This window comes from Pseudomonas sp. PDM27 (genome assembly GCF_019219205.1).
Classification (GTDB): Bacteria; Pseudomonadota; Gammaproteobacteria; order Pseudomonadales; family Pseudomonadaceae; genus Aquipseudomonas; species Aquipseudomonas laurylsulfatiphila.
In genome coordinates, this window is the sequence record NZ_JAHUWF010000005.1 from 279,110 (window position 1) to 301,668 (window position 22,559).

General features: G+C 62.5%; 25 protein-coding genes. 22 read left to right on the forward strand and 3 right to left on the reverse strand.

Annotated features, from left to right (window positions below; genetic code table 11):
• The first annotated feature begins 39 nt into the window (after positions 1-39).
• Positions 40-1,503 carry a protein adenylyltransferase SelO gene (gene selO / locus KW838_RS13415; RefSeq protein ID WP_218501305.1) on the forward strand — a complete coding sequence of 488 codons (1,464 nt, stop codon included), beginning with the start codon at positions 40-42 and terminating at the stop codon, positions 1,501-1,503.
• Between the two features lie 6 nt (positions 1,504-1,509).
• Here the strand turns inward: selO and KW838_RS13420 are convergent, their stop codons facing one another.
• Complete coding sequence (locus KW838_RS13420) at positions 1,510-1,911, reverse strand: type II toxin-antitoxin system HigA family antitoxin (RefSeq protein ID WP_102698607.1); 402 nt, start codon at positions 1,909-1,911, stop codon at positions 1,510-1,512.
• Positions 1,908-2,204 carry a type II toxin-antitoxin system HigB family toxin gene (locus KW838_RS13425; protein ID WP_218501306.1) on the reverse strand — a complete coding sequence of 99 codons (297 nt, stop codon included), beginning with the start codon at positions 2,202-2,204 and terminating at the stop codon, positions 1,908-1,910. The genes KW838_RS13420 and KW838_RS13425 overlap by 4 nt, the downstream gene beginning before the upstream one ends.
• Before the next feature lie 195 nt (positions 2,205-2,399).
• Between KW838_RS13425 and trxC the strand changes: the two genes are divergently transcribed.
• Complete coding sequence (gene trxC, locus KW838_RS13430; protein ID WP_007972193.1) at positions 2,400-2,834, forward strand: thioredoxin TrxC; 435 nt, start codon at positions 2,400-2,402, stop codon at positions 2,832-2,834.
• Positions 2,835-2,960: 126 nt separating this feature from the next.
• Here trxC and KW838_RS13435 read toward each other — a convergent pair whose 3' ends face one another.
• A complete protein-coding gene (locus KW838_RS13435) occupies positions 2,961-3,731 on the reverse strand; it encodes a ParA family protein (RefSeq protein ID WP_102698604.1) in 771 nt (256 codons plus the stop codon).
• A 345-nt stretch (positions 3,732-4,076) separates the two neighbouring features.
• On the opposite strand from KW838_RS13435, the gene KW838_RS13440 reads away from it, so the two are divergent.
• The 20 genes from KW838_RS13440 to KW838_RS13535 all read left to right on the forward strand — a co-directional run bounded on the left by KW838_RS13440 (position 4,077) and on the right by KW838_RS13535 (position 22,443).
• Complete coding sequence (locus tag KW838_RS13440; protein ID WP_102698603.1) at positions 4,077-4,802, forward strand: beta-ketoacyl synthase chain length factor; 726 nt, start codon at positions 4,077-4,079, stop codon at positions 4,800-4,802.
• Entirely contained in the window at positions 4,778-5,590 is an 813-nt protein-coding gene (locus KW838_RS13445) for a 1-acyl-sn-glycerol-3-phosphate acyltransferase (protein ID WP_102698602.1), read from the forward strand. Before KW838_RS13440 ends, KW838_RS13445 begins: the two co-directional genes overlap by 25 nt.
• Positions 5,568-5,843 (forward strand): phosphopantetheine-binding protein, encoded by a 276-nt coding sequence (locus tag KW838_RS13450; RefSeq protein ID WP_095964643.1) that lies wholly within the window; start codon positions 5,568-5,570, stop codon positions 5,841-5,843. Before KW838_RS13445 ends, KW838_RS13450 begins: the two co-directional genes overlap by 23 nt.
• Before the next feature lie 9 nt (positions 5,844-5,852).
• Complete coding sequence (locus KW838_RS13455) at positions 5,853-6,107, forward strand: acyl carrier protein (protein ID WP_007972204.1); 255 nt, start codon at positions 5,853-5,855, stop codon at positions 6,105-6,107.
• Positions 6,104-6,649 (forward strand): hypothetical protein, encoded by a 546-nt coding sequence (locus KW838_RS13460; RefSeq protein WP_102698601.1) that lies wholly within the window; start codon positions 6,104-6,106, stop codon positions 6,647-6,649. Before KW838_RS13455 ends, KW838_RS13460 begins: the two co-directional genes overlap by 4 nt.
• On the forward strand, positions 6,646-8,325 hold the full coding sequence (locus KW838_RS13465) for an acyl-CoA synthetase family protein (protein WP_218501307.1): 1,680 nt from the start codon (positions 6,646-6,648) through the stop codon (positions 8,323-8,325). The genes KW838_RS13460 and KW838_RS13465 overlap by 4 nt, the downstream gene beginning before the upstream one ends.
• 146 nt (positions 8,326-8,471) lie before the next feature.
• Entirely contained in the window at positions 8,472-9,206 is a 735-nt protein-coding gene (locus tag KW838_RS13470) for a glycosyltransferase family 2 protein (protein WP_218501308.1), read from the forward strand.
• Positions 9,203-10,144, forward strand: coding sequence for a glycosyl transferase (locus KW838_RS13475; protein WP_102698599.1), 942 nt, complete (start codon positions 9,203-9,205; stop codon positions 10,142-10,144). The genes KW838_RS13470 and KW838_RS13475 overlap by 4 nt, the downstream gene beginning before the upstream one ends.
• Positions 10,125-11,669, forward strand: a complete 1,545-nt coding sequence (gene hutH / locus KW838_RS13480; RefSeq protein WP_218501309.1) for a histidine ammonia-lyase — start codon at positions 10,125-10,127, stop codon at positions 11,667-11,669. Before KW838_RS13475 ends, hutH begins: the two co-directional genes overlap by 20 nt.
• Complete coding sequence (locus tag KW838_RS13485; RefSeq protein ID WP_007974600.1) at positions 11,662-12,087, forward strand: thioesterase family protein; 426 nt, start codon at positions 11,662-11,664, stop codon at positions 12,085-12,087. The genes hutH and KW838_RS13485 overlap by 8 nt, the downstream gene beginning before the upstream one ends.
• Positions 12,084-12,788 (forward strand): outer membrane lipoprotein carrier protein LolA, encoded by a 705-nt coding sequence (locus KW838_RS13490; protein WP_218501310.1) that lies wholly within the window; start codon positions 12,084-12,086, stop codon positions 12,786-12,788. Before KW838_RS13485 ends, KW838_RS13490 begins: the two co-directional genes overlap by 4 nt.
• Entirely contained in the window at positions 12,772-15,111 is a 2,340-nt protein-coding gene (locus KW838_RS13495; protein WP_218501311.1) for an MMPL family transporter, read from the forward strand. Before KW838_RS13490 ends, KW838_RS13495 begins: the two co-directional genes overlap by 17 nt.
• Complete coding sequence (locus tag KW838_RS13500) at positions 15,111-16,268, forward strand: sodium:proton antiporter (protein WP_218501361.1); 1,158 nt, start codon at positions 15,111-15,113, stop codon at positions 16,266-16,268. Before KW838_RS13495 ends, KW838_RS13500 begins: the two co-directional genes overlap by 1 nt.
• Positions 16,255-17,502: an NAD(P)/FAD-dependent oxidoreductase gene (locus KW838_RS13505; RefSeq protein WP_218501312.1), complete on the forward strand. Its 1,248-nt coding sequence runs from the start codon at positions 16,255-16,257 to the stop codon at positions 17,500-17,502. The genes KW838_RS13500 and KW838_RS13505 overlap by 14 nt, the downstream gene beginning before the upstream one ends.
• Positions 17,499-18,224 carry a class I SAM-dependent methyltransferase gene (locus KW838_RS13510; protein WP_218501313.1) on the forward strand — a complete coding sequence of 242 codons (726 nt, stop codon included), beginning with the start codon at positions 17,499-17,501 and terminating at the stop codon, positions 18,222-18,224. The genes KW838_RS13505 and KW838_RS13510 overlap by 4 nt, the downstream gene beginning before the upstream one ends.
• Positions 18,224-18,841 (forward strand): hypothetical protein, encoded by a 618-nt coding sequence (locus KW838_RS13515; RefSeq protein ID WP_218501314.1) that lies wholly within the window; start codon positions 18,224-18,226, stop codon positions 18,839-18,841. Before KW838_RS13510 ends, KW838_RS13515 begins: the two co-directional genes overlap by 1 nt.
• On the forward strand, positions 18,838-20,034 hold the full coding sequence (locus tag KW838_RS13520; RefSeq protein ID WP_218501315.1) for a beta-ketoacyl-[acyl-carrier-protein] synthase family protein: 1,197 nt from the start codon (positions 18,838-18,840) through the stop codon (positions 20,032-20,034). The genes KW838_RS13515 and KW838_RS13520 overlap by 4 nt, the downstream gene beginning before the upstream one ends.
• Positions 20,031-20,492: a hotdog family protein gene (locus tag KW838_RS13525; RefSeq protein ID WP_218501316.1), complete on the forward strand. Its 462-nt coding sequence runs from the start codon at positions 20,031-20,033 to the stop codon at positions 20,490-20,492. The genes KW838_RS13520 and KW838_RS13525 overlap by 4 nt, the downstream gene beginning before the upstream one ends.
• Entirely contained in the window at positions 20,489-21,217 is a 729-nt protein-coding gene (fabG, locus tag KW838_RS13530) for a 3-oxoacyl-ACP reductase FabG (protein WP_102698590.1), read from the forward strand. Before KW838_RS13525 ends, fabG begins: the two co-directional genes overlap by 4 nt.
• Positions 21,217-22,443 (forward strand): beta-ketoacyl-ACP synthase, encoded by a 1,227-nt coding sequence (locus KW838_RS13535; RefSeq protein WP_218501317.1) that lies wholly within the window; start codon positions 21,217-21,219, stop codon positions 22,441-22,443. The genes fabG and KW838_RS13535 overlap by 1 nt, the downstream gene beginning before the upstream one ends.
• The last annotated feature ends 116 nt before the right edge of the window (positions 22,444-22,559 follow it).

The window sequence follows — 22,559 nt, forward strand, 5'->3', positions numbered from 1 at the left end:
CCCCAGCAGAATGCTCGGACATTCTGCTGGAGCCGGCCCTTGAAAGCCCTCGACGAACTCACCTTCGATAATCGCTTCGACCGCCTGGGCGACGCGTTTTCCGCCCATGTGCTGCCCGAGCCCATCGACAATCCGCGCCTGGTCGTGGCCAGCCCCGCCGCCATGGCCCTGCTGGACCTCGACCCGGCCGTGGCCGAAACCCCGGAGTTCGCCGAACTGTTCAGCGGCCACAAGCTCTGGGCCGATGCGATTCCGAGGGCGATGGTCTATTCCGGACATCAGTTCGGTTCCTACAACCCGCAACTGGGCGATGGCCGCGGCCTGTTGCTCGGCGAGGTGTACAACGAGGCCGGCGAACACTGGGACCTGCACCTCAAGGGCGCCGGCCAGACGCCGTTTTCACGCATGGGCGATGGCCGGGCGGTACTGCGCTCGTCAATCCGCGAGTTCCTCGCTTCCGAAGCCCTGAACGCCCTGAATATCCCGACCACCCGCGCCCTGTGCGTGATCGGTTCCGACACCCCGGTGTGGCGCGAAAAGCAGGAGCGCGCGGCCATGGTCCTGCGCCTGGCGCCAAGCCATGTGCGCTTCGGCCACTTCGAATACTTCTACTACACCAAACGCCCCGAGCAGCAGAAAGTGCTGGGTGATCACGTGCTGGCCATGCACTTCCCGCAGTGCCTGGAACAACCGGAGCCGTACCTGGCGATGTTCCGCGAAGTGGTCGAGCGCAACGCCGAACTGATCGCAAAATGGCAGGCCTATGGCTTCTGCCACGGGGTGATGAATACCGACAACATGTCGATCCTCGGGATTACATTCGACTTCGGCCCGTTCGCCTTCCTCGACGACTTCGACGCCAACTTCATCTGCAACCACTCCGACGACCAGGGTCGTTACTCCTTCAGCAACCAGGTGCCGATTGGCCAGTGGAACCTCAGCGCCTTGGCTCAGGCACTGACGCCATTCATCAGCGTCGAAGCCCTGCGCGAAACCCTCGGCCTCTACCTGCCGCTGTTCCAGGCCCATTACCTGGACCTGATGCGCCGCCGCCTCGGCCTGACCACGGCGGAGGATGACGACCAGAAACTGCTGGAGAACCTGCTGCAACTGATGCAGAACAGCGGCGTCGACTACAGCCTGTTTTTCCGTCGCCTGGGGGATGAGGCACCGGAACTGGCCATCACCCGCTTGCGCGATGACTTCGTCGACCTCAAGGGCTTTGATGCCTGGGGCGAACTCTACGTCGCCCGGGTCGCCCGTGAAGGCACGCTGGATCAGGAGCAGCGCCGCCAGCGGATGCACGCGGTCAACCCCCTGTACATCCTGCGCAACTACCTGGCGCAAAAGGCCATCGATGCGGCAGAAAGCGGCGACTATTCAGAAGTTCGACGACTGCACGCAGTGCTGAGCAATCCGTTCGAGGAACAACCGGGGATGGAAAGCTACGCCGAGAGGCCACCGGAATGGGGCAAGCATCTGGAGATCAGTTGTTCGTCGTGAGGCGGGTCAGATAAAGGTTTCTACAGACACACCGAAACGTTCGGCCAACCAGCGGATCTGCCGCAGGTTGAGCTGGCGTTTGCCGCTCAGGATCTCGGAAACGACCGACTGAGGGCCGACGCCAGGCAGGTCGCTCTGGCTCAAGCCGTGTTCGCGCATCAAGTAGCCAAGAACCTCGACTCCGCTGGGCTTCGGCATCGGGTGATGCTTGTGATCCCATTCCTCAATCCAGTCACCAATGATGTCTACCAGACTCATCAACGGGTGAGACTCATCGTCGCCGGTCATCTCGAGCAACTCGTCCAGCGCCTGCGCCAACAGGTCATAGTCGTCTTCGCTTTTCGGTTTTCGAAGCAACGGCGAGACGAACTCCCAATGCTCGGCAGCTCTTTCGATCAGGACACTCATGCTCTTTCCTCCTTCCATTTACCGCGGTCATATTCGCGGTGGTCCAGCACATGCTTGATATAAAGCTTTTGCGATCGATACCTGACAAAAGCGATCAGCCGCAATTTGTTGCCACCGATATCGAAAACATGAAACTCGCCCACCTTGTCGACTGCAGGAAAGGTGGTTCTCATCGCCGCAAAATCCGACGGCTTGCTTCCTTTGGCTAATTGATACCAATGATCCAGCGCGTTGGCTGCCATTGGCCATTTCTCCTTGGCTTCACGTACTCTTTTTTCGGTGAGAACATGCATGCAACATCCTTATCGCATTTTGCTATGGAAAGTTAATCTCAGATCGAAAATATCGCAAGTTGCGATAATGCTCCACAGACAAGCGGTCTGGCTCGGCAAGACTCAAGCCTAGATTCACCGCACGCCGCTGCACGATTGAAAATATGAGCAAACGTCTCCAACTAGGTGTTATCAGCTCCCCATTGGATCTTGCTCATGACCGACCCACTCCTCATCCCCTGCCCCCATTGCAACGGCCTCAACCGCATCCCCGCCGAGCGCCTCAACGATCACCCGAAATGCGGACGCTGCAAGGCCGACGTCCTGCTGAACAAGCCGTTTGAATTGAAACAAGGCGACTACGCCAGCCAGATCAAGGGCGATCTGCCGCTGCTGGTGGACGTGTGGGCGGACTGGTGCGGGCCGTGCAAGTCGTTTGCACCGGTGTTCGAGCAGGCGGCCGGGCAACTGGAGGGCAAGTGCCGGTTGGCCAAGCTGGACAGCGAGGCGAACCAGCAGTTGTCGGCGCAGTTGGGGATTCGCTCGATCCCGAGCCTGATCCTGTTCAAGAACGGCCGGGAGATCGCCCGGCAGAGCGGGGCTTTCCCGTTGCCGCAGTTGATGGCCTGGCTGCGTAGCCAGGGTATCTGAAGCAACACAGCCCCTGTGGGAGCGAGCTTGCTCGCGATGACGATGTGTCAGTCGAAGATAATGTTGACTGTCAGTCCGCTATCGCGAGCAAGCTCGCTCCCACAGTGTTTTGTTTCGCCTGGAAGATCAGGCGTTTTCCAGCAGGCTGTGCAATTCGACAAACTGCTGGGTCAGCTTGTGCCGCGGGTCGAGATGGATCAGCGGCGTGTTGGCCTGGTGGGATTCGCGCATGCGTACCGAGCTGGCCAGGTACACCGGCAGCACCGGCAGGCCTTCGGCGATCAGTTCGTCGAGGATTTGTTGGGGCAGGCTGGCGCGGGCCTGGAACTGGTTGACGACGATGCCTTCGACTTCCAGGCCTTCGTTATGGTCGTCCTTCAACTCTTCGATTTCCGCCATCAGGCCGTAGAGTGCCTGGCGTGAAAAACTGTCGCAATCGAAGGGAATCAGCACACGATCGGCGGCAATCAATGCAGAAACCGCATAGAAATTCAGCGCTGGCGGGGTATCGAGGTAAATCCGGTCGTAGTCTTCGCTCAGTTCCTCAAGCAACTTACGCAGCTTGTTGATCTTGTGCTTGGCTTCAAGCTTTGGCTGCAAGTCCGCCAGTTCAGCGGTGGCGGTAATGACGTGGAGGTTATCGAAGGGGGTTTCGTAGATGTCGACCTGATTCTTTTTGGAGAACGGCCCGGAAGACAGCGTCTGCTTGAAGAAATCGGCGATGCCCATCGGGATGTCGCTACCCGTGAGCCCCGTCAGGTACTGAGTGGAGTTGGCCTGGGCATCGAGATCCACCAACAAGGTGCGAAAACCCTCGTTGGCACTGACCGCCGCCAGATTGCAGGCAATGCTGGACTTGCCAACGCCACCTTTCTGATTGAACACCACGCGCCGCATGTCAAAACCTCCGTGTATCAAAGAATGATCGAGTGTAGTGGTGCACGGCGCTGCTTCGCTACCAGGGACTACACAGTCAGTTGCCTTCTCTTACATGAAAAGCCGTGAACGGCCCGATGGTTTGACGCAGGAACCGACAGACGGAGTAGTGATTGTGTGAATAATTACCAATCGCTCAGTTTTTGCGAGCCAGTCGCTGCATCTTGTTGAGCAAAATGTAACCAGCATTTGCTACAGGTTCCCGGCACCGGGATAATGCGCGCCACTCGGCGGCAAACGCCGCGCAGGGTGAGTCTCGGCTCTCGGCCACTCCCCGCGTCAAGTAAGCCCGTGAGGGCGGGATGAATGTCTGTGATCAACTTCAACATCGCCCAATGGCGCGCCTGGGCCCCGGGGCTTGAGAGCGTGAACGATTGGCAGGCCTGGAGCCGGCAACCCGTCGTGCTGCCGGACAGCGATGCCGCTCCTGACGTTTCCTTTCTGCCGGCCATGCAGCGCCGCAGGCTCAGCCGCCTGGCACGGATGGCCTTCAGTGTCGGCTGGCCATTGGCCGAAGGCCGGCAGGATCTGCCATTGGTCTTTGTTTCCCGTCACGGCGAAACACCCCGCACCGTCGACATTCTCAGTGATCTGGCCGCCGACGAGCCGCTGTCGCCGACCCGGTTCAGCTTGTCGGTGCATAACGCGATTATTGGTTTGTGGTCGATCATGCGCGGTGAAACCAGCGAAATGACGGCCCTGGCTGCCGCAGGCGATGGCCTGGAGCACGGCATGCTCGAAGCTGCCGCGCTGCTGGCCGAAGGCGCTGGCGCGGTACTGCTGGTGGTCACCGAAGAGCGGCCGCCCGAAGCTTACTCGACCTGGATCGACGACGTGCCATTCCCTTATGCCGTCGGCCTGCTGATCACACCCGGTACCGACTGGCAGTTGTCCCTGAACAGCCCCTCGGAAGCGTTGTCCAACTCCCGCTGGCCCCACGCGCTGAATCTGTTGCGTATGCTGCTCGGCCAGCAAACCACCTGCCAACATGCCTGGAAAAATCGTGTATGGACCTGGCAACGCAACCCGTGACCGAGAAAAACCGCGACGCCTATTACTGGCGCTTGCTGGCCACCGCCGCGAGCTTTGCCCTGTTCGGGTTGGGCGGCCTGTGCCTGCGCCTGGTGATTTTCCCTGTGCTGAACTGCCTGCCGGGCGACGCCCGGACCCATCGGCTGCGGGCCCGGCAAACGGTCAGCCGCTGTTTCTGGATTTTTGTGCGCTTCATGGCCCGTACCGGGGTGCTGACCTACGACATTGAAGGCGCGGAAAAACTCGGTCGTCCCGGGCAAATGATCCTTGCCAATCACCCCTCGCTGATCGACGTGGTGTTTCTGATCGGCCTGGTGCGTCACGCCAACTGCGTGGTCAAGCAAAGTCTCTGGGAAAACCCGTTCACACGTGGACCGCTGCGCTGCACCGAATACATCAGCAACGACGGCAGCATGGACATGCTCGACGCGGCGGCCGACGCGCTGAAAGACGGCCAGACCCTGATCATTTTCCCCGAAGGCACGCGCACCCAACCCGGCCAGGCACCGGCCTTTCATCGGGGCGGTGCGGCAATCGCCCTGCGGGGTGCGAAAATCCTCACCCCGGTCATTATCAAGGTCAACCCGACCACATTGACCAAGGCCGAGCCCTGGTACCGCATCCCCAAGCGGCGCGTGCACTTCAGTTTTCGGGTCGGGGCCGATATAGACCCACAGGCCTTCGCCTCGCTGGGGCCGGCTCCGCAAGCCTCGCGCAAGCTCAACGATTATTTGCATTCTTACTTCATCAAGGAGCTCGCCGAAGATGAGCGATCGGAACACCCATAGCCTGGTGCTGGAAATCAAAGAGCTGATCATCGACGCCCTGGGCCTCGAGGACATCAGCGCCGAAGACATCGGCAACGAGCAGACGCTGTTCGGCGAAGGCCTGGGCCTAGACTCGGTGGACGCCCTGGAACTGGGCCTGGCCATCCAGAAAAAGTACGGCATCAAAATCGATGCCGACGCCAAAGACACTCGCAATCACTTCAGCAACGTGGCGAGCCTTGCGGCGTTCGTCACCGCAAAACAGGCAGCTTGAGACCGGACCATGCAAACTCGTGATGACATTTTCAACACCCTGCGCGATGCCCTGGTCGAGCTTTTCGAACTGGACCCCGGGCGTGTGAGCCTGGAATCCAACCTGTATCAGGACCTGGAAATCGATAGCATCGACGCGGTCGACCTGATCGATCACATCAAACGCCAGACGGGCAAGAAAATCGCCGCCGAAGAATTCAAATCGGTGCGTACCGTCAGTGACGTTGTCGAGGCGGTCTACCGTCTGGTTCAACCGGCCGCATGAGTCGTCTGATTGGCCTCGGCCTGCTGCTGGCAGGCCTTTTGTATCCCTTTGCGGTGTATTTCGGCATGGAGCACTTCGCCCCCTGGCAGTTCGGCCTGCTGCTGGGCGGACTGTGGCTGGCCCGGGCGCTGACCGGCAAACGTCGGCCCGGCAGCCTGTGGATGGCAACGGTGGCCATTGGGTTCTGCCTGTTGCTGGCACTGTTCGACAGCCCGGCGCTGTTGCGCTGGTATCCGGTGTTGATCAGCGTCTTCATGTTGGTGCTGTTCGGCTCGAGCCTGACATTCGGCCCACCGATCGTCGAACGCCTGGCCCGGGTGCGCGAGCCGCAATTACCGGCCGAGGGCATTCGCTATACCCGTCAGGTGACCGTCGCCTGGAGCGTTTTCTTTTTATGCAACGGTTTGTGTGCCGCCGCCCTGACCCTCTGGGCGCCGCTGAGCTGGTGGACGCTGTACACCGGCCTGATCTCCTACGGATTGATAGGCCTGATGTTTGCCATTGAATGGCTGATACGACTAAGGGTACGAGGCCACCCATGAATTGGATAAAACTTGAGCACCTGCTGCTCAAGGCCCGGCCGGACCGTGCCATCACGACCGGTCCGGCACTGGATCACACCCGACTGTGCGAACTGGCGCTGAGCCTTGCCGCCGGCCTGCAAGCCCAGGGTGTACGGCAGATGGCCGTGCACCTTGAGGATGCCGCCGACCTGGCGATTGCCCTGCTCGGCGCCTGGCGTGCCGGGGTCAGTGTGCTGCTGCCGTCCGACCTGCAACCGCAGACCCGCCAACGCTGGTCAGGCGAAGTTGATCTGTGGCTGTCCGATCAACCGGGCGACATGCACCTTGGCGATTTCCATCAGCCGCCGCTCAGTGCCGCTGCGCTGGACCTGGATAACTGTCGGTTGAGCCTGTGCACATCCGGTTCCAGTGGCGAACCCAAGCGCATCGAAAAGAACCTGCGCCAACTGGCCAATGAAGTCGAAGCCCTGGAAAAGCTGTGGGGTCCTGGCCTGGGCCCGGCGTGCATCATTGGCAGCGTCGCCACCCAGCACATCTACGGTTTGTTGTTTCGGGTACTGTGGCCGTTGTGCGCCGGGCGTCCGTTCGTACGCAAGCAACTGGCGTTCCCGGAAGACCTGCAACGTGCCAGCCGCGAGCACCCGGCCTTTGCCTGGGTGGCCAGCCCGGCGCTGCTCAAGCGCATGGGCGACAACCTTGACTGGCCGGCCTTGAGTTCCGTTCGCCGGGTGTTTTCCTCCGGCGGTGCATTGCCGGTCGAAGCCGCACAAAGCCTGCATGAGCGTCTCGGGCAATGGCCAACGGAAATTTTCGGCAGCTCGGAAACCGGCGGCATCGCCTGGCGTCAGGGCTCCGAACTCTGGCAACCCTTTGCCGATGTCACACTGACTCAAGACAGTGAGGGTGCGCTGCTGATCGCTTCGCCCTACTTGCCTGATGGTCATATCGAACAGACTGCCGACTCAGCACGCATCGCCGTCGATGGTCGCTTCGAATTGCTCGGGCGACTGGACCGGATCGTCAAACTGGAAGAGAAACGCATCTCGCTGCCGATGCTGGAACAGGCGCTGATGGCCCATGACTGGGTCAGCGAAGCGCGGCTCGGCGTGGTTCGGGAAAACCGCGCTTCCCTGGGGGCGTTAGTGGTTCCGAGCGAAGCCGGTTTGCATGCTCTGCGTAATCTGGGCCGACGCAGCCTCACCGAGCAATTGCGCCAACACCTGAACCAACACTGCGAAACCCTGGCCCTGCCGAGACGCTGGCGCCTGCTGCGACAACTGCCACTGAACGCTCAGGGCAAACTGCCCCAGGCCGACGTCGACGCCCTGCTGTTGGCGCCGCGTCCCAAAACCCCAGAGGTGCTGGAGCAAGTCGAAAGCGATGGCGAGTGGAGCCTGCAACTGGCCGTGCCACCGGACCTGGCCTATTTCAGCGGTCATTTCCCCAAGGCGCCGGTATTGCCTGGCGTGGTGCAGGTGGACTGGGCGCTGAGCCTGGGCCGGCAACTGATGAACCTGCCGGAAAAATTCGCCGGCATGGAAGTCTTGAAGTTCCAGCAACTGGTGCGCCCGGGCGATGAAATCCAGCTGCACCTGCGCTTCGACCCGGCCCGCGGCAAACTCTATTTCGCCTACCGCAACGAAACCGCTACCTGCTCCAGCGGGCGAATATTGCTGGAGGCGGCGCATGTGTAAGTTTGGTGAGTGCTGCGCACTCATTCGCGAGCAAGCCCGCTCCCACAGGGGGGCCGTGTCGTTCACAAATCCAGTGTGGGAGCGGCGGTGCGACGATTCGACTTGCTCGCGAAGCAGACACCTCGGTCCTTCAGGTGTACACCAACATGCATAGCCCCTGCGCTGTCGTCCCCGTGTACAACCACGAAGGCGCCATCACCACAGTGGTCGATGCGCTGATCGCCAGCCATCTGCCGTGCATCCTGGTGGACGATGCCAGCAGCCCGCGCTGCGCCCGGGTACTGGACCGCCTGGCCCAACGTGAAATGGTTTACCTGATCCGCCTCGCCGAAAACCAGGGCAAGGGCGGCGCGGTCATGACCGGCTTGCGCGAAGCTTCACGCCTGGGTTTCAGCCATGCCCTGCAGGTGGATGCCGATGGCCAGCACGACCTGCAGGACGTCAAACGCTTCATCGAACAATCACGCCGCCACCCACGGGCGGTGATCTGCGGTTATCCGCAATATGACGCCAGCGTACCCAAAGGCCGTTTGTATGCACGCTACCTCACCCACGTCATGGTCTGGATCAACACCCTGTCGTTGCAGATTCGCGACTCCATGTGCGGTTTCCGGGTTTACCCGTTGCCACCGGTTCTGGCGTTGATCGAGTCAGCGAAAATCGGCAAGCGCATGGACTTCGACTCGGACATCCTGGTGCGCCTGGCCTGGCGCAATCAGCCGATGCAATGGCTGCAAACCAAAGTCCGTTACCCGCTGGACGGCGTTTCGCATTTTCGGATGTTCCACGACAACGTGCTGATTTCCAGCATGCACACGCGGCTGTTCTTCGGCATGTTGCTGCGCTCACCCATGATCCTCTGGCGACGGTGGCGGACATGAGTGCCGACAAACAACACTGGGCCGACCGCGAGGAGCGCGGCAGTTTCTGGCTGATGAAGCTCACCGCATTCGGCGCCAAAGTGCTGGGCCGTCGAGTACTGAGCCCGGTGTTGTACGGCATCGTCCTGTACTTCTTCCTGTTCGGGCGCAGTGCGCGACACAGTGCCTGGCAATACCAGCAACGCCTGGCCGACTGGAGCGGGCGCAACGAACTGCGCCCAAGCCATTGGCGGGTATTCGGCCAGTTCATGGCGTTCGCCGACTCCATGCTCGACAAACTCGACGTCTGGAACGGCAGGCTGAGCATCGAGCAGATCGAAATCATCGACCCGGCGCTGCTGCGCGACCAGTTGCGCGCTGCCCGCGGCCAGATGCTGGTCGGCGCACACCTGGGCAACCTGGAAGTCTGCCGCGCACTGGCGGAAATCGGCGAAAAGGTCACGATGAACGTGCTGGTGCACACCAAGCACGCCGAACAGTTCAACCGTTTGCTGGGTGAAGCCGGGGCGACCAACTTGCGCCTGATTCAGGTCAGCGAGCTGGACCCCGGGATCATGCTGCAATTGAGCGAGCGCCTGGAGCGCGGCGAGTGGCTGGCGATTGCCGGCGACCGCGTGCCGCTGCATGGCGGACGCAGCGTGACCGTGGATTTTCTCGGCCATCCGGCCAGATTCCCTCAAGGCCCGTGGCTGTTGGCCGGCCTGCTGAAATGCCCGATCAATTTGCTGCTGTGCCTGAAAAAGCCCGACGGCGACTATCGACTGACCATTGAACCCTTCGCTGAGGCAATCACCTGGATGCGCAGCGACCGCGAACAGGTCATTCATCAGTGGGCGTCCCGCTACGCCGAGCGCCTGAGTCACTATTGCCTCGAAGCGCCCCAACAATGGTTCAACTTTTACCCTTTCTGGAAGACCGATGACGACGCCAACGCTTGAGCCGGTAACCTTCGGCGAACGCCCTCTGCGCATTGAAGATGTGCTGGCACTGGCCAACCGCAAGGTGCCGGCGCAGTTGCAAAGCGATCCCGCCTACCGCGAGCGCATCGCCAAGGGCGCGCGTTTTCTCGACTCGCTGCTGGACAAGGAAGGCGTGATCTACGGCGTGACCACCGGTTATGGCGATTCCTGCGTGGTCGCGGTGCCGCTGCATCACGTCGAAGCGCTGCCGCAGCACCTGTACACCTTCCACGGCTGCGGGCTGGGGAAACTGCTCGACGCCCAGGCCACCCGCGCGGTATTGGCGGCGCGTCTGCAGTCGCTGTGCCACGGTGTTTCCGGGGTGCGCGTGGAGCTGCTGGAACGCCTGCAGGCGTTCCTTGAACACGACATCCTGCCGCTGATTCCGGAGGAAGGTTCGGTCGGCGCCAGCGGTGACCTGACGCCGCTTTCGTACGTTGCCGCCACGCTGTCCGGCGAACGCGAAGTGATGTTCCGCGGCGAACGCCGGCAGGCTACCGATGTGCACCGCGAACTCGGCTGGCAACCACTGGTGTTGCGGCCGAAAGAAGCCCTGGCGCTGATGAACGGCACTGCCGTAATGACCGGCCTCGCCTGCCTGGCATTCGCCCGCGCCGATTACCTGCTGCAACTGGCCACGCGCATCACCGCGCTGAACGTGGTCGCCCTGCAGGGCAACCCGGAGCACTTCGACGAGCGCCTGTTCGCCGCCAAGCCACACCCGGGACAGATGCAGGTCGCCGCGTGGCTGCGCAAGGATCTGGCCATCGACGCGCCGACCGCCCCCTTGCATCGCCTGCAAGACCGCTATTCCCTGCGCTGCGCGCCCCATGTGCTGGGCGTGCTGGCCGACAGCCTGAACTGGCTGCGTTCGTTCATCGAGATTGAACTCAACAGCGCCAACGACAACCCGATCATCGACGCCGAAGCCGAGCGCGTGCTGCACGGCGGGCACTTCTACGGCGGGCACATCGCGTTCGCCATGGACAGCCTGAAAAACCTCGTGGCCAACGTCGCCGACCTGCTGGACCGGCAACTCGCGCTGCTGGTGGACGAGCGCTACAACCATGGCTTGCCGAGCAACCTGTCCGGCGCTACGGCTGACCGCGCCATGCTCAACCACGGCTTCAAGGCCGTGCAGATCGGCACCAGCGCCTGGACCGCCGAAGCGCTGAAAAACACCATGCCGGCCAGCGTCTTCTCGCGCTCCACCGAATGCCACAACCAGGACAAAGTCAGCATGGGCACCATCGCCGCCCGGGATGCGATCCGCGTATTGGAACTCACCGAACAAGTGGCAGCCGCCACCCTGCTGGCGGCCAATCAGGGCGTCTGGCTGCGCGGCCAGGCCGAAGATGCGCGACCACTGCCACCCGCACTGGCCGCCATGCATGAAGACTTGGCCGGGGACTTCCCACCGGTCATCGAAGACCGCGCGCTGGAAGGCGAGTTGCGCCTGTGCCTGCAGCGCATCGCCGAACAACACTGGAGGCTGCATGCGTAGCAAGGGACTTCTGCACACCGACACGGAAATCGTCGTGCCGTTCTTTGACGTCGACAGCATGCACGTGGTCTGGCACGGCCATTACGTCAAATACCTGGAAGTCGCCCGCTGCGCGCTGCTGGACACGATCGGCCACAACTACACGGCGATGAACGAATCCGGCTACGCGTGGCCGGTGATCGACCTGCAATTGCGCTACGTGCGCGGCGCGGTGTTCGGCCAGAAACTGAACGTGCGCGCCAACCTGGTGGAGTGGGAGAACCGCTTGAAGATCAACTACCTGATCAGCGATCTGCAAACCGGTGAACGCCTGACCCGGGCCATGACGGTACAGGTCGCCGTCGACCTCGCCAGCCGCGAGATGCAATTGGCCTCGCCCAAGGTGTTCACCGACGCCGTTGAAAGGGCCCTGCCATGATGTTCTGCCGCCCCCGCCCCCCTGTAGGAGCGAGCCTGCTCGCGATGGTCGCTAACGATGACACCGGGCCCCTGACACCCCGCGGCTTTCTCAGGTTTTTCGCGAGCAAGCTCGCGCCTACAGTGCTCTGCGTGCTACTGGGTATTCCAGGGCTGGCCCATGCCTTCGACCTGCAACAACTCAGCGAGCAACTGGCCAAACCCGAGGTGATCCACGGCAACTTCATCCAGGAGAAACACCTGCGCGCCCTGCCCCAGCCGCTGACCAGCAAGGGCTCATTCGTGCTGGCAAAAAACCACGGCTTGTTGTGGCTGCTCAAAACACCGTTGCAACAGGACTATCGCATCACCACCAAAGGCATTGCCCGGCGAGACGGCAGTGTCTGGCAAATGCTGCCGGGCAAAAGCGCCGGTGCCGAGCAGAACCGTTTGTTCCTCGCCGTGCTGCAAGGCGACAGCAGCGGGCTGCAACGGGATTTCGAGTTGGCCCTGAGCGGCGACGCGCAGAACTGGAAACTCACGCTGGTGCCGCGCTCGATGCTGCTCAAGCAGGTGTTCAACCAGATCAACATTACCGGCGCCGCACTGGTGCAGAGCATCGAACTGCTCGAAACCCAGGGCGACAGTACGCTGTTGCGCATGCAGGACAGCACCAGCGCGCAACCGTTGAGCGACGCGGAGCAACATGACTTTGCCGAGTGAACGGTGGTTGCCACGGCTGTTTCTGATCCTGCTGCTGGCAGTACTGGCGCTCGCGGGTTGGCAATGGCGTGACGGCGCGCCACTGTCGGCGAACCTGATGGAACTGGTGCCCGGCACGGCGCCCGACGCCCTGGAACTGCGCGCCGAACAACGCATGCAAGAACCGCTGAACCGCGAAATGCTGGTGCTGGTCGGCCACGCCGATCGCCAGCAAGCCGTCGCCATGGCGCAAACCCTCGGCGAGCAATGGCAAGCCAGCGGACTGTTCGAAAAGGTCCAGTGGACCCTGCAAGCCGACTTGCCGGCGCTGCGCACACAATTGCTGCAAGGTCGCCTGGCGATGCTCTCGGCGGTGGACCGACAACTGCTGATCGAGCACCCCGACACCTTTATCCAGCAACGCGTGCAAGCCTTGTTCGATCCGTTCAACGGTTACAGCCTGGTGTCGAGCCAGGAAGACTGGCTGGGCCTGACCGGGCGTATCCAGAACAGCCAGCCGCAACGCGGTTCGGTACAACTGGACATCGGCAGTGGCACCCTGGTCGCCGATGCCGATGGCAAGAGCTGGGTGCTGCTGCGCGCACGCACCACCGGCAACGCCTTCGACATGAACCTGCCGCTGCAAGTGGCCGACCTGCTCGAGCACAGCCGCGAACAAGCTGCGCAGCACGACGTGCAACTGCTTGCCGCCAGCGGCTTGCTGTACGCGGCCCACGGGCAACAGCAGGCCGCCCGGGAAATGACCTGGGTCGGTGGCGGTGCCACCGTCGGGATTCTGTTGCTGCTGCTGTTGGCCTTCCGGCGCTGGCGCGTGTTGCTGGCGTTCGTGCCGGTGCTGGTGGGCATGCTCTTCGGAGCGGTGGCCTGCGTGGCGTTGTTCGGCCATATGCACGTGATGACGCTGGTACTGGGTTCGAGCCTGATCGGTGTGGCGGTCGACTACCCGCTGCACTACCTGTCCAAAAGCTGGAGCCTGAAACCCTGGCACAGCTGGCCTGCCCTGCGCCTGACCCTGCCAGGGTTGACCCTGAGCCTGATCACCAGCGGTATCGGCTACCTGGCCCTGGCCTGGACACCCTTCCCGGCGCTGACCCAGATTGCCGTGTTCTCTGCCGCCGGTTTGCTCGGCGCCTATTTGTCCGCCGTGTGCCTGCTGCCGGCCTTGCTCAAGGGCGTGGAGCTGCGTCCGGCGCAGTGGCCATTGCGCGTTTGCGAGCTTTTGCTTGGCTGTCGAGAAGCGCTGCTCAATCAGGTGAAAACGCCAGTCCTGCTGGCGCTGCTGATCGCCTTTTGCGTAGGCGGGCTGTTGCAGCTGAGCAGCAAAAACGACATCCGCCAGTGGATCAGCGCACCGCAACAATTGACCGACGAAGCCCGGACCATTGCACAGATCACCGGCTATCAACCCACCAGCCAGTTTTTCCTGATACGCGCCGCCAACCAGCAGCAACTGCTTGAACGCCAGACCGCCCTGAGCGAACGACTGGATCAATTGATTGGCCTGGAAAAGCTCCAGGGGTATCTGTCGCTCAATCAACTGGTCAGCCCGCCGAACCAACAGCAGCAGGTGCGCGAAGCGTTGAACAAACTGCCGGCGTTCTGGCAACCGTTGCTCGACATCGGCGTACCGGCCGAGGCGTTGCAAGCCGAGCTGACGAAGCTACAGGCATTGCCGGCCGTGGACATCGACGCAGCGCTCAGCGGCCCGCTGGCAGAACCCTACCGGCCCCTGTGGCTGGGGCCGACCGAAGACGGCGTGGCGGCGATGGTCAGCCTGCAAGGCATCAACAACCCGGCCCTGCTGCGGCTCCAGGGCGAGGACCTACCCGGCGTGACACTGGTGGATCGACTGGGTGAATTGAACAACGTCTTCGCGGCTACCCAAATCAGTGCCGCCGAACTGAAACTCGCCTCCTGCGTGCTGATCGTGCTGGTGCTGATCCTGCCGTTCGGTCTCGGCGGTGCGTTGCGCATCGTCTCCCTGCCGCTGCTGGCGGCGTTGTGCAGCCTGGCCAGCCTCGGTTGGTTGGGGCAGCCCTTGACCCTGTTCAGCCTGTTCGGCCTGCTGCTGGTGACGGCGATCAGCGTCGATTACGCGATCCTGATGCGCGAACAGGTCGGCGGCGCGGCCGTGAGCCTGTTGGGCACCCTGCTGGCGGCGTTGACCACCTGGCTGTCGTTCGGCCTGCTGGCGGTGTCGAGCACTCCGGCGGTGAGCAACTTCGGATTGTCGGTGAGCCTCGGCCTGGTCTTCAGCTTCCTGCTGGCACCCTGGGCCGGCCGACAGGTGCACGAGCCCACAGCCGCGGAGCATGCAACGTGATGATCGTTTTGTTCTGGGCGATGGCCCTGGCGTTGTTCGCGCTGGCGACCCGTGTCGGCCGGCATTTCGGCCTGATTCCCATCGTCAGCCAGTTGTTGCTGGCAACCCTCGGCTTGCCGCTGCTGATGTATTTCTGGATCGAGCCGCAATGGCAGCTGAGCGGTGCGCAGCTGGTGTCGCCGGGTTGGCTGAAGAACCTCTACAGCCTGAGCTTTGCCCTGTTGCTGGGCTACATCCTCAGCGATGTGATCGACCTGCAACTGGATCGCCAGAGTCTGAAAATCGCCCTGCCGAGCTTTTGCATTCCGTTTGCCTGCGGCCTGGCCACGGCCGTCTGGCTGTTGCCGGCGCACCCCTGGATCAGCTCGCTGGCCGTCGGCCTGTTGTTCGCCATCACCGCGATTCCGGTGCTGTACCTGTACCTGCGACACATCGATTACCCGCCTGCTGCCACCCGGCGCCTGGTGCAAACCGCGATTCTCATCGACCTCGCCTGCTGGACTTTATTCGGCCTCGCCCAGGGCAGCCTGCACCTGAGCAGCCTGTTGCTGCCACTGGCCGGCGCCTGCCTGCCGGTGCTGCTGCGGCTACTTGGCTTGCGCCAGACGTGGCTCTACAGCCTGGGTTTTTTCGCCCTGCTGGTCGTCGCCGAGCACTACAAGCTCAATGCGCTGATTTTCGGCATCGGCTATGTGTTGATCATGGCCGCGTTGAAAGCGCCGTTGGTGCTGCCGTTGCCGGCCATCTGGATGAGCCGATTGCAGACGTACATCGCCATCCCGCTGATCCTCACGTTCGGCATCGTGCAGATCAACGTGCACAGCGCGATGGACAGCCTCGGCTGGGTGCAACTGGTCGCCCTGCTGCTGTTGCCGATGCTGAGCAAACTGCTGGGCAACTGGCTCGGCCTTGGCTGGGCCGGGGCCTCGTTCAAGGGCGCCAGCCGCTGGCGGGAAAGTGTGCTGCTGAACATCCGCGGCTTGAGCGAGATCGTTTTTCTCAACCTGTTGCTGCAACAGCAACTCATCAGCCCGCCGCTGTACTTTGCGCTGATGCTGATGGGCCTGATCGCTACACTGCTGCCAGCCCTGACCGGTATGCACCGAATCCCCCTGAAAGCCGCTGTCCCGGCAAGGAGCCCCCATGCCAACCGTTGAAATGGAATGCCGCCAGGTCGTGGTCATCGGTGCCGGTCCTTCGGGGGCCATCGCCGCCGCGTTGCTCAAGCGCAAGGGACACGATGTGCTGGTGATCGAGCGTCAGCATTTTCCACGTTTTTCCATCGGTGAAAGCCTGTTGGCCCATTGCCTGGATTTCGTCGAAGAAGCGGGCATGCTCGACGCCGTCAACGCGGCCGGCTTCCAGGTGAAAACCGGTGCCGCCTTTGCCTGGGGCGAACGTTACAGCGCGTTCGATTTCGGCGAGACGTTCAGCCACGGCAAATCAACGACATTTCAGGTCCAGCGCGCCGATTTCGACAAGCTGCTGGCCGATCAGGCCGCGCTGCAAGGCGTGGAGATCCGCTATGGCGAAACCATCGTCAGCGTCGACATCGCCCCGGAAAAACCGCAACTCGGCGTGCGCCGCGAAGACGGCAGCGAGTACCGCATCAAGGCCGGCTTCCTGCTCGATGCCAGTGGCTACGGCCGCGTGCTGCCGCGCTTGCTCGACCTCGAGGCGCCGTCGAACTTCCCGGTGCGCCAGGCTGTGTTCACCCATGTCGAAGACCGTATCGACCACCCGGCCTTCGACCGCAGCAAGATCCTCGTGACCACTCATCCGACCCAACGCGACGTTTGGTTCTGGACCATTCCGTTCAGCAACGGGCGCTGCTCGGTCGGCGTGGTCGCCGCCGAGGAACGTTTCGCCGGCCGCAGCGACAATCTGGACGAGTGCCTGCGCGGCTTTATCGCCGAAACGCCAAGCCTGGCCGGCGTGTTGCAAAATGCGCAGTGGGACACCGCAGCCCGAACCATCGGCGGTTACTCGGCCAACGTCAAAACCCTGCACGGTCCGGGCTTCGCACTGCTGGGCAATGCCGCGGAATTCCTCGACCCGGTGTTTTCCTCCGGCGTGACCATCGCCATGCGTTCGGCGAGCATGGCGGCCGGGGTGTTGCACCGCCAGCTGCAAGGTGAAGCCGTCGACTGGCAAACCGAGTTCGCCGAGCCGCTCAAGCGCGGTGTCGACACCTTCCGTTGTTACGTCGAAGGCTGGTACGCCGGGACCTTCCAGGATGTGATCTTCCATGAGAGCAGTTCGCCGGAAATTCGCGGAATGATCAGCTCCATCCTTGCAGGGTATGCCTGGGACCCGCGCAACCCGTTCGTCAGCGAAGCCCGGCGCCGGTTGAAGGTGATATCGGAGTTCTGTGCAAGGGATGCGTCATGAACCACTTGAGCGACCATTACGTCGAAGAAACCCGTTTCGGTTTGTGGTTCCTGCGCAGCCGGATCTGGCAACACTATGTGCTGCGGCTGGCGGTCAACGATTTGCGCGGCCTGTTCAGCGAAGCGCCGCCTGGCGACCCGGTACTGCTGGATGCCGGCTGTGGTCAGGGCAAGTCATTCTCGCTGTTGCGCCAGGCCTTTGCGCCCGCTCGCCTGATCGGCATCGATGCCGACCCGCAGAGCCTCGCCCAGAGCGCCGAAGAAGCGGCGCGCCAGGGCATGGACGTGGAGCTGATCGGCAGCGACTGCGCGAGCCTCAAGCTGGCGGACGCCAGTATCGACCTGCTGTTCTGTCACCAGACTTTCCATCACCTGGTGCAGCAGGAACAGGCTCTGGCCGAGTTCTACCGTGTGCTCAAGCCGGGCGGCTATCTGCTGTTCGCCGAGTCCACCGAGGCCTACATTGATACCTGGGTGATCCGCTGGTTGTTCCGCCACCCCATGCAGGTGCAGAAAAGCGCGGCGCAGTACCTGAAAATGATCCGACAACAGGGTTTCGAATTTACCGCGCAAAACGTGTCTTATCCGTACCTGTGGTGGAGTCGCGCCAAGGATTTCGGCCTGCTCGAATACTTGGGTGTGTGCAAGCCAAAACCCTTTGGCCAACGGGAAGAAACCCTGGTCAATGTGGTGGCGCGCAAACCTTTTGAAGGAACTGTGTGATGTTCATGGCCAGTCGCTCACAACACTATCCCTGTGGGAGCGAGCCTGCTCGCGAAAGCGTTGCGTCAGTCAACATTGATGCTGCATGTACCACCGTATTCGCGAGCAGGCTCGCTCCCACAGGGGTAACCGGCATGCTGCGATTCCTGCTACTCGGCATGGCCCTGCTTCTGAGCGCCTGCACCAGCCGAGCCCCATTGCCCGAGCAAAATCCGGATCTGCCGTTGCCGCTGCAATTGCATATCCAGCTATTGAAGCCCGACGACCGCCTGGACTGGATAGTGGTGATCCAGCGCGAAGAGACGGGCATTCGCTGGTCGATGATGGACCTGCTGGGCATTCCCCAGGCCCGCCAGCTATTGAACGATAAAACCTGGCACGCCGACGGCCTGTTGCCACCCAACCCGCAAGCCCGGGAACTGTTCGCGGCGCTGCTGTTTGCACTGACGCCGAATGATGAACTGGCGGCCAACTATCCCGGCGCCTGGCAGCACGGCAGACAACGGTCCCTGCCCGAGCGCTGGGACGTCCGCTACGCACAACCGCAGAATTTTGAATTGATGACTGCGAACGGTGCGACCTATCAAGTCACGCCCCTGAGCGGTGAAACACCATGACAGCTTACCTCAATGCCCTCGGACTGGTCTGCGCGCTGGGCCGCGACAAGCAGGAGGTTGCCCGCCACCTGTTTGCCGGCGACTGCGGCGGCATGCGCGAACAAGCCGGCTGGGTGCCGCAACGCACGCTACCGGTCGGCGCGGTCCAGGGCAACCTGGCAACCCTTCCAGCCGACATGTCGCGCCATCACAGTCGCAACAATCAGCTGTTGCTGGAAGCCACGCTGCAAATCCGCCCGGACATCGACAGCGCCATCCAGACGTACGGCCGCGATCGCATCGGTGTCGTGCTCGGCACCAGTACCTCGGGCATCGACGAGGCCAGCCAGGGCCTGGCGCACTACCTGCGCGAAAAGCAGTTCCCGCCCGAGTACGACTACCAGCAACAGGAGCTCGGGGCGCCGGCAAACTTCCTCGCCGAATGGCTGCAATTGAGCGGGCCGGCCTATGTCATTTCCACGGCTTGCACCTCCAGTGCCCGGGCCTTGATGAGCGCCCAGCGCCTGTTGGACCTGGGTGTCTGCGACGCGGTGCTGTGTGGCGGTGTCGATACCCTGTGCAAGCTGACCCTCAACGGTTTCTCGGCGCTGGAAGCGGTCTCGGACCAGCGTTGCAATCCGTTTTCGCTGAACCGCAATGGCATCAACATTGGCGAAGCGGCGGTGCTGTTCCTGATGACCAGGCACGCAGGCGACAGCCAGCCGATTGCCTTGCTCGGCAGCGGCGCCAGCTCCGATGCACATCACATTTCCGCCCCCGAGCCGACGGGTCGAGGCGCCCTGCAGGCCATGCGCAAAGCCTTGGACCGCGCCAACCTGCAACCGGAGCAGATCGCTTATCTGAACCTGCACGGGACTGCCACCCAACACAACGACGCCATGGAAAGCCTGGCCGTGTCGACGCTGTTCCCGGCCGGCGTGCCCTGCTCGTCGAGTAAACCCATGACCGGCCACACCCTCGGTGCAGCCGGGGCGCTGGAAGCCGCGTTCTGCTGGTTGAGCCTGAGTGCCGACAATCGCGGGCATGCCCTGCCGCCGCACGTCTGGGACGGACAGCCCGATCCCGACCTGCCGCCGTTGCAATGGGTGACCCCGGCCACTCGCCTGACGTCCATTGCACCCCGTTACCTGATGAGCAATTCCTTTGCCTTCGGTGGCAACAACGTCAGCCTGATTATCGGAGACGCCCCATGATTGACTGGCCGCTCGCCGAACTGCTGCCCCACGCTGGCGACATGATCCTGATCGATCAGGTCCTGGCGTTCGATGAAGAGCAGATTCACACCCGCCTGACCGTCAAGCCCGATGGCCTGTTCAACCTCCCCGACGGCAGCCTGCCGGCCTGGGTCGGCATCGAACTGATGGCCCAGAGCGTGGCGGCCTTTGCCGGTTGCCATGCGCGTCAGCGCGGCGATGCAGTGGAATTGGGCTTCCTGCTCGGCAGCCGCAAATTCGAATGCAACGTGGAAAGCTTCCCGGCCGGCACCGAGCTGACCCTCCACGGGATTCGCTCCCTGGAGGACGACAACGGCATGGGCGTGTTCGAGTGCCACATCAATGGCCCCGGCATTCACGCCACCGCCCGTCTGAACGTGTTCCGCCCACCCCAGGCCGCCCAATATCTTCATGAACCCGAAGGAGTCCAGTCATGACTGAATCCGTACTGGTCACCGGTTCCAGCCGTGGCATCGGCCGCGCCATCGCCTTGCGCCTGGCCCGGGCCGGGCACGACATCGTGCTGCATTGCCGTAGTGGCCTGGCCGACGCCGAAGCCGTCAAGGCCGAAGTCGAGGCCTTGGGCCGCCGTGCGCGCATCCTGCAGTTCGACGTGGCCGACCGCGCCCGTTGCAAGGAGATTCTCGAAGCCGACGTGGAAACCCACGGCGCCTATTACGGCGTGGTGCTCAACGCCGGCCTGACCCGCGACGGCGCCTTTCCGGCCCTGAGCGAGGACGATTGGGATGTGGTGATGCGCACCAACCTCGACGGTTTCTACAACGTGCTGCACCCGGTGATGATGCCGATGATCCGGCGTCGCGCCGCCGGGCGGATTGTCTGCATCACCTCGGTGTCCGGGCTGATCGGCAACCGTGGCCAGGTCAACTACAGCGCTTCCAAGGCCGGGCTGATCGGTGCAGCCAAGGCATTGGCGATCGAGCTGGGCAAGCGCAAAATCACCGTTAACTGTGTCGCACCCGGCCTGATCGACACGGCCATGCTCGATGAAAACGTGCCGGTGGAAGAACTGATGAAAATGATCCCCGCACAACGCATGGGCACCCCTGAAGAGGTGGCCGGCGCGGTGAATTTCCTGATGTCGGCGGAAGCCTCGTACATCACCCGGCAGGTTCTGGCCGTCAACGGAGGCCTGTGCTGATGAAGCGCGTCGTCGTCACCGGCATGGCCGGCATCACCTCACTGGGCAGCGACTGGGACACCATCGCCGGCAACTTCGCGGCCAACCGCAGCGGCATCCGCCGGATGGACGAGTGGGATCGTTTTACCGAACTCAACACACGCCTGGCAGCCCCCATCGATGACTTCAAGGTGCCAAGCCACTGGACCCGCAAGCAACTGCGCAGCATGGGCCGGGTCTCACGGCTGGCGGTGGGCGCGGCGGAGATGGCGCTGGCCGATGCCGGCCTGTTGGGCGACGAATCGATCAAGGACGGGCGCATGGGCGTCGCCTGCGGCTCCTCCACCGGCAGCACCGACGAGATCAAGGCGTTCGGCAACATGCTGCTCAACTCGGTGGCCGAAGGCCTGAACGCCAATTCCTACGTGCGCATGATGCCGCACACCACCGCGGCGAACATCAGCATCTTCTTCGGCCTCACTGGCCGCCTGATTCCCACCTCCAGCGCCTGCACCAGCGGCAGCCAGGGCATCGGCTATGCCTACGAGGCGATCAAGTTCGGCCGCCTGCCGCTGATGCTCGCCGGCGGCGCCGAGGAACTGTGCCCGACCGAAGCCATGGTCTTCGACGCGCTCTACGCCACCAGCCTGAAAAACGACACCCCACAACGCAGCCCGCGCCCTTACGACAGCGCACGCGACGGCCTGGTGATCGGTGAAGGCGGCGGCATGCTGGTGCTCGAAGAACTGGAGCACGCCCTGGCCCGTGGCGCCCGCATCCATGCTGAGATCGTCGGTTTCGGCAGCAACGCCGACGGCCAGCACACCACCCGTCCGGAGCAAATCACCATGCGCCGGGCCATGGAACTGGCCCTGGAAGACGCCGGGCTGACACCTTCGGACATCGGCTACGTCAACGGCCACGGCACCGCCACCGAACAGGGCGACATCGCCGAAACCCTGGCCACCAGCAGCCTGTTCGGCGAACACATGCCCATCAGCTCGCAGAAGAGCTTCCTCGGCCACACCCTCGGCGCCTGCGGTGCGCTGGAGTCCTGGTTCAGCATCGAAATGATGAACCGCGACCTCTACGCCCACACCTTCAACCTCGACGAAGTCGACCCGCATTGCGGCAAGCTCGACTACCTGCGCGGCGAGTTTCGGCAGATGAGTAACCGGTACGTGATGAACAATAACTTTGCGTTTGGCGGGGTAAATACTTCGCTGATTTTCAAGCGCTGGTCGTAACCTAGAATATTTTCCCTGTGGGAGCGAGCTTGCTCGCGATGGACGTCAACGATAACGCGCGGTGCCTGAATGACCGCGTTGTCTGGACGTTTTTCGCGAGCAGGCTCGCTCCCACA

Coding starts and splice junctions, on each gene's coding strand:
- KW838_RS13445 (WP_102698602.1), top strand. CDS start 4,778: ATGGACCTGGCAACGCAACCCGTGACCGAGAAAAACCGCGACGCCTAT.
- KW838_RS13420 (WP_102698607.1), bottom strand. CDS start 1,911: ATGAGTGTCCTGATCGAAAGAGCTGCCGAGCATTGGGAGTTCGTCTCG.
- KW838_RS13470 (WP_218501308.1), top strand. CDS start 8,472: ATGCATAGCCCCTGCGCTGTCGTCCCCGTGTACAACCACGAAGGCGCC.
- KW838_RS13485 (WP_007974600.1), top strand. CDS start 11,662: ATGCGTAGCAAGGGACTTCTGCACACCGACACGGAAATCGTCGTGCCG.
- KW838_RS13520 (WP_218501315.1), top strand. CDS start 18,838: ATGACAGCTTACCTCAATGCCCTCGGACTGGTCTGCGCGCTGGGCCGC.
- KW838_RS13440 (WP_102698603.1), top strand. CDS start 4,077: ATGTCTGTGATCAACTTCAACATCGCCCAATGGCGCGCCTGGGCCCCG.
- KW838_RS13465 (WP_218501307.1), top strand. CDS start 6,646: ATGAATTGGATAAAACTTGAGCACCTGCTGCTCAAGGCCCGGCCGGAC.
- KW838_RS13460 (WP_102698601.1), top strand. CDS start 6,104: ATGAGTCGTCTGATTGGCCTCGGCCTGCTGCTGGCAGGCCTTTTGTAT.
- KW838_RS13425 (WP_218501306.1), bottom strand. CDS start 2,204: ATGCATGTTCTCACCGAAAAAAGAGTACGTGAAGCCAAGGAGAAATGG.
- KW838_RS13435 (WP_102698604.1), bottom strand. CDS start 3,731: ATGCGGCGCGTGGTGTTCAATCAGAAAGGTGGCGTTGGCAAGTCCAGC.
- KW838_RS13505 (WP_218501312.1), top strand. CDS start 16,255: ATGCCAACCGTTGAAATGGAATGCCGCCAGGTCGTGGTCATCGGTGCC.
- KW838_RS13475 (WP_102698599.1), top strand. CDS start 9,203: ATGAGTGCCGACAAACAACACTGGGCCGACCGCGAGGAGCGCGGCAGT.
- KW838_RS13535 (WP_218501317.1), top strand. CDS start 21,217: ATGAAGCGCGTCGTCGTCACCGGCATGGCCGGCATCACCTCACTGGGC.
- fabG (WP_102698590.1), top strand. CDS start 20,489: ATGACTGAATCCGTACTGGTCACCGGTTCCAGCCGTGGCATCGGCCGC.
- KW838_RS13525 (WP_218501316.1), top strand. CDS start 20,031: ATGATTGACTGGCCGCTCGCCGAACTGCTGCCCCACGCTGGCGACATG.
- KW838_RS13455 (WP_007972204.1), top strand. CDS start 5,853: ATGCAAACTCGTGATGACATTTTCAACACCCTGCGCGATGCCCTGGTC.
- KW838_RS13515 (WP_218501314.1), top strand. CDS start 18,224: ATGTTCATGGCCAGTCGCTCACAACACTATCCCTGTGGGAGCGAGCCT.
- trxC (WP_007972193.1), top strand. CDS start 2,400: ATGACCGACCCACTCCTCATCCCCTGCCCCCATTGCAACGGCCTCAAC.
- KW838_RS13495 (WP_218501311.1), top strand. CDS start 12,772: ATGACTTTGCCGAGTGAACGGTGGTTGCCACGGCTGTTTCTGATCCTG.
- KW838_RS13450 (WP_095964643.1), top strand. CDS start 5,568: ATGAGCGATCGGAACACCCATAGCCTGGTGCTGGAAATCAAAGAGCTG.
- KW838_RS13510 (WP_218501313.1), top strand. CDS start 17,499: ATGAACCACTTGAGCGACCATTACGTCGAAGAAACCCGTTTCGGTTTG.
- KW838_RS13500 (WP_218501361.1), top strand. CDS start 15,111: ATGATCGTTTTGTTCTGGGCGATGGCCCTGGCGTTGTTCGCGCTGGCG.
- hutH (WP_218501309.1), top strand. CDS start 10,125: ATGACGACGCCAACGCTTGAGCCGGTAACCTTCGGCGAACGCCCTCTG.
- KW838_RS13490 (WP_218501310.1), top strand. CDS start 12,084: ATGATGTTCTGCCGCCCCCGCCCCCCTGTAGGAGCGAGCCTGCTCGCG.